Source organism: Pseudomonas sp. Root71 (genome assembly GCF_001429045.1).
Taxonomy (GTDB): Bacteria; Pseudomonadota; Gammaproteobacteria; order Pseudomonadales; family Pseudomonadaceae; genus Aquipseudomonas; species Aquipseudomonas monachiensis.
In genome coordinates this window covers 243,347-256,420 of record NZ_LMHY01000026.1, presented here as the reverse complement: position 1 = coordinate 256,420, position 13,074 = coordinate 243,347, and the positions used below count along the sequence as shown (strand labels likewise).

General features: G+C 59.3%; 13 protein-coding genes. 3 read left to right on the top strand and 10 right to left on the bottom strand.

What is annotated here, in order from left to right; all coding sequences use genetic code 11:
* Positions 1-175: 175 nt before the first annotated feature.
* Both mutS and fdxA read left to right on the top strand, forming a co-directional pair.
* The gene (mutS, locus tag ASD95_RS19615) at positions 176-2,755 is read left to right on the top strand and encodes a DNA mismatch repair protein MutS (protein ID WP_056720925.1); all 2,580 of its coding nucleotides are present in this window, start codon (positions 176-178) and stop codon (positions 2,753-2,755) included.
* A gap of 142 nt (positions 2,756-2,897) precedes the next feature.
* On the top strand, positions 2,898-3,236 hold the full coding sequence (gene fdxA / locus ASD95_RS19610) for a ferredoxin FdxA (RefSeq protein ID WP_056720928.1): 339 nt from the start codon (positions 2,898-2,900) through the stop codon (positions 3,234-3,236).
* Between the two features lie 472 nt (positions 3,237-3,708).
* Here fdxA and rpoS read toward each other — a convergent pair whose 3' ends face one another.
* The 8 genes from rpoS to ASD95_RS19570 all read right to left on the bottom strand — a co-directional run bounded on the left by rpoS (position 3,709) and on the right by ASD95_RS19570 (position 10,844).
* Positions 3,709-4,716 carry an RNA polymerase sigma factor RpoS gene (gene rpoS, locus ASD95_RS19605; RefSeq protein WP_056720931.1) on the bottom strand — a complete coding sequence of 336 codons (1,008 nt, stop codon included), beginning with the start codon at positions 4,714-4,716 and terminating at the stop codon, positions 3,709-3,711.
* Between the two features lie 105 nt (positions 4,717-4,821).
* A complete protein-coding gene (locus ASD95_RS28820) occupies positions 4,822-5,679 on the bottom strand; it encodes a peptidoglycan DD-metalloendopeptidase family protein (RefSeq protein WP_082562880.1) in 858 nt (285 codons plus the stop codon).
* A 212-nt stretch (positions 5,680-5,891) separates the two neighbouring features.
* Positions 5,892-6,527, bottom strand: coding sequence for a protein-L-isoaspartate(D-aspartate) O-methyltransferase (locus ASD95_RS19595; protein ID WP_172435346.1), 636 nt, complete (start codon positions 6,525-6,527; stop codon positions 5,892-5,894).
* Positions 6,528-6,568: 41 nt separating this feature from the next.
* Complete coding sequence (gene surE / locus ASD95_RS19590) at positions 6,569-7,318, bottom strand: 5'/3'-nucleotidase SurE (protein WP_056720938.1); 750 nt, start codon at positions 7,316-7,318, stop codon at positions 6,569-6,571.
* Positions 7,306-8,364, bottom strand: a complete 1,059-nt coding sequence (truD, locus tag ASD95_RS19585) for a tRNA pseudouridine(13) synthase TruD (protein WP_056720940.1) — start codon at positions 8,362-8,364, stop codon at positions 7,306-7,308. The genes surE and truD overlap by 13 nt, the downstream gene beginning before the upstream one ends.
* Positions 8,361-8,834 (bottom strand): 2-C-methyl-D-erythritol 2,4-cyclodiphosphate synthase, encoded by a 474-nt coding sequence (ispF, locus tag ASD95_RS19580; RefSeq protein WP_056720941.1) that lies wholly within the window; start codon positions 8,832-8,834, stop codon positions 8,361-8,363. The genes truD and ispF overlap by 4 nt, the downstream gene beginning before the upstream one ends.
* 43 nt (positions 8,835-8,877) lie before the next feature.
* Positions 8,878-9,723 (bottom strand): S-formylglutathione hydrolase, encoded by an 846-nt coding sequence (gene fghA, locus ASD95_RS19575; protein ID WP_056720943.1) that lies wholly within the window; start codon positions 9,721-9,723, stop codon positions 8,878-8,880.
* An 8-nt stretch (positions 9,724-9,731) separates the two neighbouring features.
* On the bottom strand, positions 9,732-10,844 hold the full coding sequence (locus ASD95_RS19570; protein WP_056720945.1) for an S-(hydroxymethyl)glutathione dehydrogenase/class III alcohol dehydrogenase: 1,113 nt from the start codon (positions 10,842-10,844) through the stop codon (positions 9,732-9,734).
* A gap of 107 nt (positions 10,845-10,951) precedes the next feature.
* Here ASD95_RS19570 and ASD95_RS19565 point away from each other — a divergent pair, with 107 nt between their 5' ends.
* Complete coding sequence (locus ASD95_RS19565) at positions 10,952-11,848, top strand: LysR substrate-binding domain-containing protein (protein ID WP_056720947.1); 897 nt, start codon at positions 10,952-10,954, stop codon at positions 11,846-11,848.
* Between the two features lie 90 nt (positions 11,849-11,938).
* On the opposite strand, the gene ispD is transcribed toward ASD95_RS19565, so the two are convergent.
* Positions 11,939-12,646 (bottom strand): 2-C-methyl-D-erythritol 4-phosphate cytidylyltransferase, encoded by a 708-nt coding sequence (ispD, locus tag ASD95_RS19560; protein WP_056720949.1) that lies wholly within the window; start codon positions 12,644-12,646, stop codon positions 11,939-11,941.
* A complete protein-coding gene (gene ftsB, locus ASD95_RS19555) occupies positions 12,643-12,921 on the bottom strand; it encodes a cell division protein FtsB (RefSeq protein ID WP_007996937.1) in 279 nt (92 codons plus the stop codon). The genes ispD and ftsB overlap by 4 nt, the downstream gene beginning before the upstream one ends.
* Between the last annotated feature and the right edge of the window lie 153 nt (positions 12,922-13,074).

Below are 13,074 nucleotides of genomic sequence, written 5' to 3'. Positions count from 1 at the left end.
AATGCCGATTTGCATAATCGATACATATCACGTTTTTTGCATCGTAAAAGATGTCACCCGGCCGTGGCGCCTGCGTCGGGCAGACCGCCCATGGTAACCTTGCGCCCATCGCGGAAAAGCCCGGCCATTGCCCCGCTTTTGCCCCACCTCTTTCAACGAGCTTCCTGACAATCCGATGAATAAAGCCGTCTCCGACCTGTCCTCCCACACCCCCATGATGCAGCAGTACTGGCGCCTGAAAAACCAGCACCCGGACCAGCTGATGTTCTACCGCATGGGCGACTTCTACGAGATCTTCTATGAAGACGCGAAGAAAGCCGCCAAGTTGCTGGACATCACCCTGACCGCCCGTGGACAGTCGGCTGGCCAGGCGATTCCGATGTGCGGGATTCCTTACCACGCCGCCGAGGGTTACCTGGCAAAACTGGTGAAGCTTGGCGAATCGGTGGTGATCTGCGAGCAGGTCGGCGACCCGGCCACCAGCAAAGGGCCAGTGGAGCGGCAGGTCGTGCGCATCATCACACCGGGGACGGTGAGTGACGAGGCGCTGCTCGACGAGCGTCGGGACAACCTGATCGCTGCAGTCCTGGGTGATGAGCGCCTGTTCGGCCTGGCGGTGCTGGACATCACCAGCGGTAACTTCAGCGTGCTGGAAATCAAGGGCTGGGAAAACCTGCTGGCGGAACTGGAGCGGGTCAACCCGGTGGAGCTGCTGATCCCGGATGACTGGCCCAAGGACTTGCCGGCGGAAAAACGTCGCGGTGTGCGTCGCCGCGCGCCGTGGGATTTCGAACGCGACTCGGCGCTCAAAAGCCTGTGCCAGCAATTCTCGACTCAGGATCTCAAGGGCTTCGGCTGCGAAAACCTGACCCTGGCCATCGGCGCCGCCGGTTGCCTGCTGGCCTACGCCAAGGAAACCCAACGCACCGCCCTGCCCCATTTGCGCAGCCTGCGTCATGAGCGCCTGGACGACACCGTGGTGCTCGATGGCGCCAGCCGTCGCAACCTGGAGCTCGACACCAACCTGGCCGGCGGCCGCGACAACACCCTGCAATCGGTGGTGGACCGCTGCCAGACCGCCATGGGCAGTCGCCTGCTGACCCGCTGGCTGAATCGCCCGTTGCGCGACTTGACGGTGCTGTTGGCGCGTCAGAGCTCGATCACTTGCCTGCTCGACAGTTACCGCTTCGAAAGGCTGCAACCGCAGCTCAAGGAAATCGGCGACATCGAGCGGATTCTTGCGCGGATCGGCCTGCGCAATGCCCGCCCCCGCGACCTCGCCCGCTTGCGCGACGCCCTCGGCGCCCTGCCAGAACTGCAAGTGGCAATGACGGAGCTTGAAGCCCCGCACCTCCAGCAACTCGCCACCATCACCAGCACCTACCCGGAACTGGCGGCACTGCTGGAAAAAGCCATCATCGACAACCCGCCCGCCGTCATTCGTGATGGCGGCGTGTTGAAAACCGGCTACGACAGCGAACTCGACGATTTGCAGTCGCTGAGCGAAAACGCCGGGCAATTCCTGATCGACCTCGAGGCACGGGAAAAGGCTCGCACCGGCCTGTCGCACCTGAAGGTCGGCTATAACCGCATCCACGGTTACTTCATCGAGCTGCCAAGCAAGCAGGCGGAATCGGCACCGGCCGACTACATTCGCCGCCAGACGCTCAAAGGCGCCGAGCGTTTCATTACGCCGGAACTCAAGGCGTTCGAAGACAAGGCACTATCAGCCAAGAGCCGCGCCCTGGCCCGCGAGAAGATGCTCTACGAAGCGTTGCTCGAAGACCTGATCAGCCAGCTGCCACCGTTGCAGGACACCGCCGGCGCCCTGGCCGAGCTGGATGTCTTGAGCAACCTGGCCGAACGAGCACTGAACCTCGACTTGAACTGCCCGCGCTTCGTCAGCGAGCCGTGCATGCGCATCACCCAGGGTCGTCACCCGGTGGTCGAACAAGTGCTGACCACGCCATTCGTGGCCAACGATCTGAGCCTGGACGACAACACCCGCATGCTGGTGATCACCGGTCCGAACATGGGCGGTAAATCCACCTACATGCGCCAGACCGCCTTGATCGTGCTCCTGGCGCACATCGGCAGCTTCGTGCCGGCAGCCAGTTGCGAATTGTCGCTGGTCGACCGCATCTTCACCCGGATCGGTTCCAGCGATGACCTGGCCGGCGGGCGTTCGACCTTCATGGTGGAAATGAGCGAAACCGCGAACATCCTGCACAACGCCACCGAGCGCAGCCTGGTGCTGATGGACGAAGTCGGGCGCGGCACCAGCACCTTCGACGGTCTGTCCCTGGCATGGGCGGCGGCCGAGCGCCTGGCGCACCTGCGTGCCTACACGCTGTTCGCCACCCACTACTTTGAACTGACCGTCCTGCCGGAAGCCCAGCCGTTGGTGGCCAACGTGCACCTCAATGCCACCGAGCACAACGAACGCATCGTGTTCCTGCACCACGTGCTGCCCGGGCCGGCCAGCCAGAGTTATGGCCTGGCCGTTGCGCAACTGGCAGGCGTACCGAGCGAGGTCATCACCCGTGCTCGCGAGCATTTGAGCCGCCTGGAAGACACCGCCCTGCCCCATGAAACACCGGCACCGGCCAAGGGCAAACCAGCGGCTCCGCAGCAAAGCGATCTGTTTGCCAGCCTGCCGCACCCGGTGCTGGATGACCTGGCCAAGCTCGACCTGGACAACATGACGCCACGTCGTGCTCTCGAAATGCTCTATACACTAAAGACACGGATCTAACGCAGCGGCTTGCAAGCTGTTAGAATCTCGCGCGGTTTGGGATGCTGCTGGCTAATAGCCTGGCCAGCAGACTATCGCTCCCGAACCTGGCGACCCCTACGAGAAGGGGCGCAGCAAGCCGCGCCTGAGGAGAAAATTAGAAATGACCTTCGTCGTCACCGACAACTGCATCAAGTGCAAGTACACCGACTGCGTAGAAGTCTGTCCGGTGGACTGCTTTTACGAAGGCCCGAATTTCCTGGTGATTCACCCGGATGAGTGCATCGATTGCGCGCTGTGCGAACCTGAATGCCCTGCCGTGGCTATCTTCTCCGAAGATGAGGTTCCGGCCGGCATGGAAAACTTCATCGAGCTGAACGCTGAGTTGGCCGATATCTGGCCAAACATCACCGAGAAGAAAGATTCGATGCCTGATGCAGAAGAGTTTGATCGCGTCATCAACAAATCTGTAGGCAGCAAGCTCAAAGACCTCGAGCGCTGATTACCCCCCGCGTTCTCTGAAAAGGCCCCACAAGGGCCTTTTTGCTTTTCTGCAGGCAAAAAAAGGGGCGGTTTGACCCGCCCACATTTTTTCCCTATTCCCTGTGTTCCTTTTCATCGTCCTGATGAATCGCGTCCTGCGATATCCATATCCCTCATCCTTGAAGGACGTGTCTGTCCATCGACACAACCTCAATACTAGAGTGTTCCCCTGCGGGATCAATGGCCCCTTGGCGCGAATTCCAACTGTCACACGTCATTAATAATAAAAAATAGTTATATAAATCAAAAAGATGAACACACAAAACGTTCAACATGGACGATTGCCAGGGTGTAAAAATAACGAACACTTACGCAAGTGTAAGCCTGGGCTTACAGCACGAAACCAAAATTCCGAGAGGATTCGGTCTTCTGCTCAGGCAATAAAAACCCCCGAACCAGTCGGGGGTTTCATTGCCTGAGCAGTGAGTGCCTTATTGGAACAGCGACTCGCTCGACAGACCATTTTTTTCCAGGATCTCGCGTAGCCGCTTCAAGCCTTCCACCTGAATCTGTCTGACCCGCTCGCGGGTCAGGCCGATTTCCAGGCCTACGTCTTCAAGGGTGCTGCTTTCATGACCGCGCAGGCCAAAGCGGCGTATGACCACTTCGCGTTGCTTGTCGGTCAGTTCCGAGAGCCATTGATCGATGCTCTGGGACAGGTCATCGTCCTGCAACAGTTCGCATGGATCGGTTGGACGGTCGTCAGTCAGGGTATCGAGCAGGGTTTTATCCGAATCCGGACCCAGCGAGACGTCGACCGAAGAAACCCGTTCGTTAAGGCCGAGCATGCGCTTGACCTCTCCCACCGGTTTTTCCAGCAGGTTGGCGATTTCTTCGGGTGAGGGTTCATGGTCGAGTTTTTGCGTCAGCTCCCGCGCGGCCCGCAGGTACACATTCAGCTCCTTGACCACATGGATCGGCAGCCGGATGGTCCGGGTCTGATTCATGATTGCGCGCTCGATGGTCTGGCGAATCCACCAGGTCGCGTAGGTCGAGAAGCGGAAACCGCGTTCCGGATCGAACTTCTCCACCGCCCGGATCAAGCCGAGGTTGCCCTCTTCGATCAGGTCCAGCAGCGACAGCCCACGATTGACGTAACGCCGGGCGATTTTCACCACCAGCCGCAGGTTACTTTCAATCATGCGTTTGCGCCCGGCCGGATCGCCACTTTGCGACAGGCGCGCAAAATGAACTTCTTCTTCGGGTGATAGCAGGGGAGAGAAACCAATTTCATTGAGATACAGCTGCGTGGCATCAAGTGCCCGCGTGTAGTCAATGTACTTGTGTTGTTTCAAGGATGCGGAGTGTTTGGATTTGGCACGAACGGAAGGTGGAGCCGCCCCTTCATCATTCGACATCGAATCCGTATCGATGCTGCTCTCCATCAGGAGAACCTCATCGTCGATGTCAAACTCCGGCACTTCTTTACTGAGAGCCATTGTTATAGTCCTTTGGTGAGTTCGACCTCAAGCTCAAGCGGCGCCTTTATCCCTGGCAACGCTGGAGCCTGTCCCCTCTACGCGACGGAACAGGCTGGTAAGCAATCAACGACGTGGCAGGAATTGCAGCGGATCTACAGGTTTACCTTGGCGGCGAATCTCAAAATGCAGTTTCACCCGGTCTGTACCCGTTGACCCCATTTCGGCAATTGTCTGTCCGACCTTGACCTGCTGCCCCTCCCGAACCAACAACCTGCGGTTATGTCCGTAGGCACTGACGTAGGTTTCACTGTGTTTGATGATTACTAATTCGCCGTAGCCCCTTAAGCCACTCCCGGCGTATACCACCGTCCCATCAGACGCAGCTAAAACAGGCTGTCCCAAATCTCCGGCGATATCAATTCCTTTATTCAAACTACCGTTTGAAGAGAATTTTCCAATCAGAATGCCATTAGATGGCCATCCCCAGCCGGTCGGGGCTGGCCCGGGAGGGGGCAACGGAGCGGGTGCAGGCTTGCTCGCGACGGACGGTACAACCGTCGTGGTGCTGGTGGTCGTACCGTTTGCCGAACGACGGATGACCGTGGTTTTACTCGACGACGAAGGTGTTGAGCTGGACGAACTGACCACCGCCGTCGACGTTGAATCGGTACGACCATCAAAGCGAATCGTCTGACCCGGGCGGATGGTGTAAGGCGCGGGAATGTTGTTGCGTGCCGCCAGGGCCTTGTAGTCCCAGCCGTAACGGAAGGCAATGGAAAACAGGGTGTCCTTGGGCCGAACCACGTATTGTCCGGTGGTCACGGCCGGACGCTGGGTTGCGGCGTTGTTGCGGTCGACGACACGAACATCGCTGGACTTGTTGCTGGAACAACCGACCAGCAACGTGCTCAAGACAAGGCCAGTCACCAGGCGCTGAAAGCTCGTTTTACTCATACGCTGCGCAATGACTGTGAGACTCACCCGCCGCTCCCTCTGTGGTGGCTGAAAATGTGAAATACCGGAGTCCGGTAATGAACTGTCGCAAGTATAACGGGCCGTGCCCGCTTTACCTTTAATGTGGCGAATCGGTGTCGCGCACACGTTTGCTGCCTGACGATGAATCCCGTTTAACACAACGATGCCGCTGTAAGACAAAGGCAATCGAAGAGAATTCAGCGTGCCGAAACAAATGCTCAGGCCAGTGGCCCATTGAGCAATGGCACGAAGCGCACAGCCCCCAGGACATGCCTGGAAAAACCTTGTTCCTCGCGGATGATCAGCATCAATTGCTGGACTTCGCCGGCCCCGACCGGGATCACCATCCGGCCTCCCGGTGCCAACTGGTCAAGCAGTGCCTGGGGCACATCGGTCGCCACTGCGGTGACGATAATCCCGTTGTACGGTGCCAGTGCCGGCCAGCCCTCCCAGCCATCGCCCCAGCGGAACACCACGTTGCGCAGGTTCAGTTCGACCAGACGTTCCTTTGCCCGATCCTGCAGAACCTTGATACGCTCGACCGAGAACACACGCTCGACCAGTTGCGACAGCACCGCCGTCTGATAACCCGACCCGGTACCGATCTCCAGCACCTTGTCGAGGGGACCGGCCTCCAGCAGCAGCTCGCTCATGCGCGCCACCATATAAGGCTGGGAGATGGTCTGGTTGTTGCCAATCGGCAGCGCGGTGTCTTCATAGGCACGGTGCGCCAGCGCTTCGTCGACGAACAGATGGCGCGGGGTCCGGCGAATGACCTCCAGCACCCTGGCGTTGGAGATGCCTTCTTCGTACAGGCGCTGGATCAGCCGCTCCCGAGTTCGCTGGGAGGTCATGCCGATGCCGCGGCGCAGCATATCGTCTTGTTCGCGACCCATCAGCGCAACCCCTCCAGCCAGCCGTCCAGACTTCTGAAGGCATCATTGAAGGTGCGATCCAGTTGCAGCGGCGTGATCGAAACATAACCCTGCATCACTGCATGGAAATCGGTACCCGGGCCGCCATCTTCGGCATCCCCGGCCGCGGCGATCCAATAACCGGACTTGCCCCGCGGATCCACCACTTTCATCGGTGCCGCGGCTCGGGCGCGATGGCCCAGGCGAGTCAGCTGGATACCGCGGATACGGTCCAGCGGCAAATTGGGAATGTTCACGTTCAGTACCGTACGCGGTGGCAGATCCAGATCAGCATGGGCTTCAACCAGTTTGCGCGCGAAATGGGCAGCCGTGGGAAGGTTATCTACCTGGCGTGAGACCAGCGAAAAGGCAAAGGAAGGATGTTTCAGGAAACGCCCCTCAAGGGCCGCCGCCACTGTACCGGAATACAGGACATCGTCCCCCAGGTTCGCGCCCAGGTTGATACCGGAAACCACCATGTCCGCTTCGCGCTCCAGCAGGCCGTTGAGGCCCAGGTGCACACAATCGGTTGGCGTGCCATTGAGGCTGATAAAGCCGTTGGCCAGGATTTGCGGGTGCAACGGACGGTCGAGCGTCAGCGAACTGCTGGCGCCGCTCTTGTCCTGGTCCGGGGCGATAACCACGCACTCGGTGTAATCCGCCAGCGCAGCATAAAGCGCGGCGAGACCGGGTGCTGTTACCCCATCGTCGTTAGAAATCAGAATACGCATGGGCTGTCCGTCTGCCCCACCGGCACCAGATCAACAAGCTCGCGCACCAATACGGTGGCGAAGCATCCGGCCGGCAGGACGAATTCCAGTTGCAGAATGTCCAGCGAGGGATAATGCCACGTCAACCCGCCAATGGGCAGCCGCAGGATGCGACGTTCGTGGCTCATTCCGGCGTTGATCAACCAGTCACGCAAATCCGCTTCGCGTGCGGCGATGGCCTGCTCCAGTTCATGGACAACGCCCGTGGCCGGCGAGTCACCTTCGCCCCACTGCGGACCGGTCGGATGCAGATCGAGAATCGCCAGGCGCGGGTCGCTGCACTCGGCTTCGCCTGCCGGGAAAAAGCTGCGGCTGTCGGTGAACGCCAGCAGATCGCCCACCTGGGCACGCTGCCAGGTGCCATCGGCAACTCGTGCGGCCAGCACCTGATTGAACAGAAAACTGCGCGCCGTGGAGAGCAGACGCGAGCGCACGTTGCGCTGCTCCGGCAAGGCCTTGCGCGCGGCCCAGGCGCGAGCATCGATGACGTTGCCGCCGTCATGACCGAAACGCTGGGCGCCGAAATAATTGGGGATGCCTTGTTTGGCGATCAATTGCAGACGCTCTTCAAGCGCGACCTTGTCGCCGGAAAATTGCGTCAGGCGCAACGTAAAACCATTGGCCGAGTGGGCACCGCGTTGCAGTTTGCGCTTGTGGCGGGCGGTCTTGAGGATCTTCAGCGTATCGTTTTCTGCCGCTGACAGATCAGGGTCGGCCTTGCCTGGCAGTTGCACGCTGAACCACTGGCGAGTCAACGCCTGACGGTCCTTGAGCCCGGCATAACTGACGGTGCGCAATGGCACGCCGGCAGCCTTGGCAATCCGTCGCGCCGCTTCTTCAGTATTGAGGCCGCGCTTTTCCACCCAGATCCACAGGTGTTCGCCTTCGCCGCTGAGGGGAATGTCGAGGACTTCGTCGACCTGGAAATCTTCCGCGATCGCTTTCAGGACCGCCGTGCCGAGGGCCTCACCGTAAGCCCGCGGGCCGAGCAATTGCAGTTCGTTCATGCGCGCAGCAACAAGGCAACGGAGTGCACGGCAATGCCTTCTTCGCGACCGACAAAGCCGAGCTTTTCGGTGGTGGTAGCTTTCACGTTCACTTGATCCAACTCTACTTGAAGATCCGCGGCAATCAGCGCGCGCATCGATTCGATATGCGGGGCCATTTTCGGCGCCTGGGCGACGATGGTGTTATCGACGTTACCGACTTTCCAGCCTTTGGCATGAACCAGTGCGACGACGTGACGCAACAGCGCACGGCTGTCGGCACCCTTGAATTTCGGGTCGGTATCCGGGAAATGCTTGCCGATGTCGCCCAGTGCCGCGGCGCCAAGCAAGGCATCGCTCAAGGCGTGCAGGAGGACGTCACCGTCAGAGTGAGCGAGCAGTCCGAAGCTGTGTGCAATGCGCACGCCGCCCAGAGTGATGAAATCGCCTTCAGCGAAACGGTGCACATCATAGCCGTGGCCAATACGCATAAAAAAACGCCCCGATTTTTGTCAGGGCGTGATTCTACCTGCATTAGCCAACCAGAGCATGCGCGTGATGCCGCAAGTGCTCATCGATGAAACTGGCAATGAAGAAATAGCTGTGGTCGTAGCCCGGTTGCAGACGCAACGTCAATGGGTGACCCGCCTGTTTGGCCGCCTGCTGCAAGGCTTCCGGCTTGAGCTGGTTGGCGAGGAAATCGTCGCGATCACCCTGGTCGACCAACAGCGGCAGCTTTTCATCGACCTCGGCAATCAACGCGCAGGCATCCCATTCGCGCCATTTCGAACGGTCCTCTCCCAGAAAGCGGGAGAAGGCCTTCTGCCCCCACGGGCAATCCATCGGATTGTTGATCGGCGAGAACGCCGACACCGACTGATAACGCCCCGGATTGCGCAAGGCACAGACCAGCGCACCGTGGCCGCCCATGGAATGTCCGCTGATACCGCGCTTGTCCGACGCAGGGAAATGGGCTTCGACCAATGTCGGCAATTCCTGCACGACATAGTCATGCATCCGATAATGCCGCGACCACGGTTCCTGGGTGGCATTCAGGTAAAAACCGGCGCCGAGGCCAAAGTCCCAGGCGCCATCCGGATCGCCCGGCACTTCAGGACCGCGAGGGCTGGTATCCGGTGCGACGATGATCAGCCCCAGCTCGGCGGCCATGCGCATGGCGCCGGCCTTTTGCATGAAGTTCTCATCGGTACAGGTCAGGCCGGACAACCAGTACAGCACCGGCAGCTTGCCGCCCTGCTCCGCCTGCGGCGGCAGGTACACGGCAAACACCATGTCGCAGCCGAGCACTTCCGAGCGATGGCGATAGCGCTTGTGCCAGCCGCCGAAGCTTTTCTGGCAGGAGATGTTTTCCAGGCTCATGGCGGACCTCAGAAATGGATGACGGAGCGGATGCTTTTTCCTTCGTGCATCAGGTCAAACGCCTTGTTGATATCTTCCAGGCCCATGGTGTGGGTGATGAAGGTATCCAGCGGAATCTCACCGGTCTCGGCCATCTCCACATAGCTTGGCAACTCGGTACGGCCGCGCACACCGCCGAACGCCGAACCCCGCCAGACGCGACCGGTGACCAACTGGAACGGACGGGTCGAGATTTCCTGGCCGGCACCGGCAACGCCGATGATGACCGACTCGCCCCAGCCCTTGTGGCAGCACTCCAGTGCCGCGCGCATCAGCTGCACATTGCCGATGCACTCGAAGGAAAAATCGACCCCGCCATCAGTCATGTCGACGATGACTTCCTGGATCGGACGATCGAAGTCTTTCGGGTTCACGCAGTCGGTTGCGCCCAGCTGTTTGGCGATCTCGAATTTGGCCGGGTTTATGTCGATGGCGATGATGCGGGCAGCCTTGGCTTTTACGGCGCCGATGACAGCCGACAGACCGATGCCGCCGAGGCCGAAAATGGCCACGGTATCACCCGGTTTCACCTTGGCGGTGTTGAGCACTGCACCAATGCCGGTGGTGACGCCGCAGCCCAGCAGGCAGACTTTTTCCAGCGGTGCTTGCTTGGCAATTTTCGCCACGGAAATTTCCGGCAGCACGGTGTACTCCGAAAAAGTGGAAGTGCCCATGTAATGGAAAATCGGCTGGCCCTTGTAGGAAAAACGCGAAGTGCCGTCCGGCATCAGGCCTTTGCCCTGGGTCGCGCGAATCGCCTGGCAGAGGTTGGTTTTACCCGACAGGCAGAATTTGCACTGACGGCATTCCGGGGTGTACAGCGGGATCACATGATCGCCGACCGCAACGGAGGTCACGCCCTCGCCAATCGCTTCCACGATCGCACCACCTTCGTGGCCGAGAATTGACGGAAAAATGCCTTCCGGATCTGCGCCTGACAATGTGTAGGCATCGGTATGGCAAACACCGGAGGCCACCACGCGCAGCAAGACTTCGCCGGCCTTGGGCATGGCGACATCGACTTCAACGATTTCAAGGGGCTTCTTGGCCTCGAAGGCAACGGCGGCGCGCGACTTGATCATGATGACTCTCCAGTGAATAAAAACGAGACAGGGAGTGTAATACATGGCTCAACGATGAATAATCGATGTAAATGCAAAATATTATTGCTGTACAGGGATAATCTTCGATGTCCGAAAATCGCTGGGAAGGGATCGACGAGTTTGTCGCCGTTGCCGAATGCAGCCAGTTCACCGCTGCGGCGCAGCGCCTGGGGGTTTCCTCCTCCCACGTCAGTCGACAAATCGTACGCCTTGAAGAACGCCTGCAAACCCGTCTGCTCTACCGCAGTACCCGTCGGGTCACGCTGACCGAAGCCGGGCAAACCTTCCTGCAACATTGCCAGCGTTTACAGGACGGCCGCGAAGAGGCGTTGCGCGCGGTCGGTGACCTGACCAGCGAACCCAAGGGCATGCTGCGCATGACCTGCGCCGTGGCTTACGGCGAGCGTTTCATCGTGCCGCTGGTGACCCGCTTCATGGGACTGTATCCGCAACTGCGTATCGACATCGAACTGACCAATCGCCAGCTTGAGCTGGTACACGAAGGCCTCGACCTGGCGATTCGCCTCGGGCGCTTACAGGATTCACGGCTGGTCGCCACCCGCCTCGCACCGCGCCGCATGTTTCTCTGTGCATCGCCCTCCTACCTTGAGCGCTACGGTCGCCCGCACAGCCTGTCGGAACTGAGCCGCCACAACTGCCTAATCGGCAGTTCGGACCTGTGGCAACTGGAACAGAACGGACGGGAATTTTCGCAAAGGGTCCAGGGAAACTGGCGTTGCAACAGTGGGCAAGCGGTACTCGATGCCGCACTGCAAGGCGTAGGGCTGTGTCAGTTGCCGGACTATTACGTGCTGGAGCATTTGAATAGCGGCGCGTTGATTTCATTGCTGGAAGCACATCAACCACCGAATACGGCGGTTTGGGCGCTGTATCCGCAGCAGCGGCATTTGTCGCCGAAGGTGCGCAAGTTGGTGGACTTTTTGAAGGAGGGGTTGGCTCAAAGGCCCGAGTACAGGATTTAAGATCAAAAGATCGCAGCCTGCGGCAGCTCCTACAGGACTTCAGGTGATACGTAATCGATCTTTGTAGGAGCTGCCGCAGGCTGCGATCTACTAGCGACGATTAGCCCAACGCTGTCTCAACCATTCAAGATCCTCAGGACGCGTAACCTTGAGGTTATCGGACCGCCCTTCGATCAGCCGTGGCGCAGAACCGGCCCACTCCATCGCCGAGGCTTCGTCGGTAATAACGGCATCGGCCACCAGACTGTCAGCCAGTGCGCGATGCAACGCCCCAAGGCGAAACATCTGCGGCGTGTAGGCCTGCCAGATCACACTGCGGTCCACGGTTTCGACCACACGACCGTGTTTGTCGACCCGCTTGAGCGTATCCCGCGCCGGAACCGCCAGCAGTCCGCCGACAGGATCGTCAGCCAGTTCAGCCAGCAACTTGTCCAGATCGTCACGACTGAGGTTCGGCCGCGCGGCATCGTGAACCAGTACCCAATCCTCATCGTCGGCACCCTGCGCATGCAAATGCAGCAAGGCATTGAGCACCGAGCCGGAACGTTCGGCGCCGCCCTCGACCCGGGCAATACGCGGATCATTCGCACACGCCAGGTTCGGCCAATAAGGATCGTCAACAGCAACACTGACCACCAGACCTTTCAGGCATGGGTGGTCAAGGAAACAGCCAAGGCTGTGTTCGAGAATAGTGCGCCCGCCCAGTTGCAGGTATTGCTTGGGACGGTCCGCGGCCATACGGGCACCGATGCCCGCGGCAGGAATCACGGCCCAGAAGGCCGGTAACGAATTAATCATTGGGCCAGCTGGTAAAGGGTTTCACCATCCTTGACCATGCCCAACTCATGGCGAGCCCGCTCTTCGACGGTCTCCATGCCCTTTTTCAACTCACTGACTTCGGCGTCCATCACCCGGTTGCGCTCCAGCAACGCCTGGTTCTCAGCTTGCTGATCGGCAATCTGCTGAGTCAACTCGGCCACTTGCGCCAGGCTGCCATTACCCACCCACAGACGGTACTGCAGGCCAGCCAGCAGCAGGAGCAAGACGAGGAACAACCAATTGGGACTGCGCATCGAATATCAGGTATCCAGTGAAAAAAGACAGCCATGCCAAAACGTGAAGCTTCTGATAGCACGAAGCCTGGAAGAACCAGGCTTGTGCATATAAGGCATCAGATTAGTGGCAAAAAACGTCGCCGTTGCGATTTTTTCGACACAATCCGCTGA

Bases quoted from the DNA above. Each gene is read 5' to 3' on its own strand.
- surE (WP_056720938.1), bottom strand. From the start codon at position 7,318: ATGCGTATTCTGATTTCTAACGACGATGGGGTAACAGCACCCGGTCTC.
- ftsB (WP_007996937.1), bottom strand. From the start codon at position 12,921: ATGCGCAGTCCCAATTGGTTGTTCCTCGTCTTGCTCCTGCTGCTGGCT.
- rpoS (WP_056720931.1), bottom strand. From the start codon at position 4,716: ATGGCTCTCAGTAAAGAAGTGCCGGAGTTTGACATCGACGATGAGGTT.
- ispD (WP_056720949.1), bottom strand. From the start codon at position 12,646: ATGATTAATTCGTTACCGGCCTTCTGGGCCGTGATTCCTGCCGCGGGC.
- ASD95_RS19570 (WP_056720945.1), bottom strand. From the start codon at position 10,844: ATGATCAAGTCGCGCGCCGCCGTTGCCTTCGAGGCCAAGAAGCCCCTT.
- ispF (WP_056720941.1), bottom strand. From the start codon at position 8,834: ATGCGTATTGGCCACGGCTATGATGTGCACCGTTTCGCTGAAGGCGAT.
- mutS (WP_056720925.1), top strand. From the start codon at position 176: ATGAATAAAGCCGTCTCCGACCTGTCCTCCCACACCCCCATGATGCAG.
- fghA (WP_056720943.1), bottom strand. From the start codon at position 9,723: ATGAGCCTGGAAAACATCTCCTGCCAGAAAAGCTTCGGCGGCTGGCAC.
- fdxA (WP_056720928.1), top strand. From the start codon at position 2,898: ATGACCTTCGTCGTCACCGACAACTGCATCAAGTGCAAGTACACCGAC.
- truD (WP_056720940.1), bottom strand. From the start codon at position 8,364: ATGAACGAACTGCAATTGCTCGGCCCGCGGGCTTACGGTGAGGCCCTC.
- ASD95_RS19595 (WP_172435346.1), bottom strand. From the start codon at position 6,527: ATGACCTCCCAGCGAACTCGGGAGCGGCTGATCCAGCGCCTGTACGAA.
- ASD95_RS19565 (WP_056720947.1), top strand. From the start codon at position 10,952: ATGTCCGAAAATCGCTGGGAAGGGATCGACGAGTTTGTCGCCGTTGCC.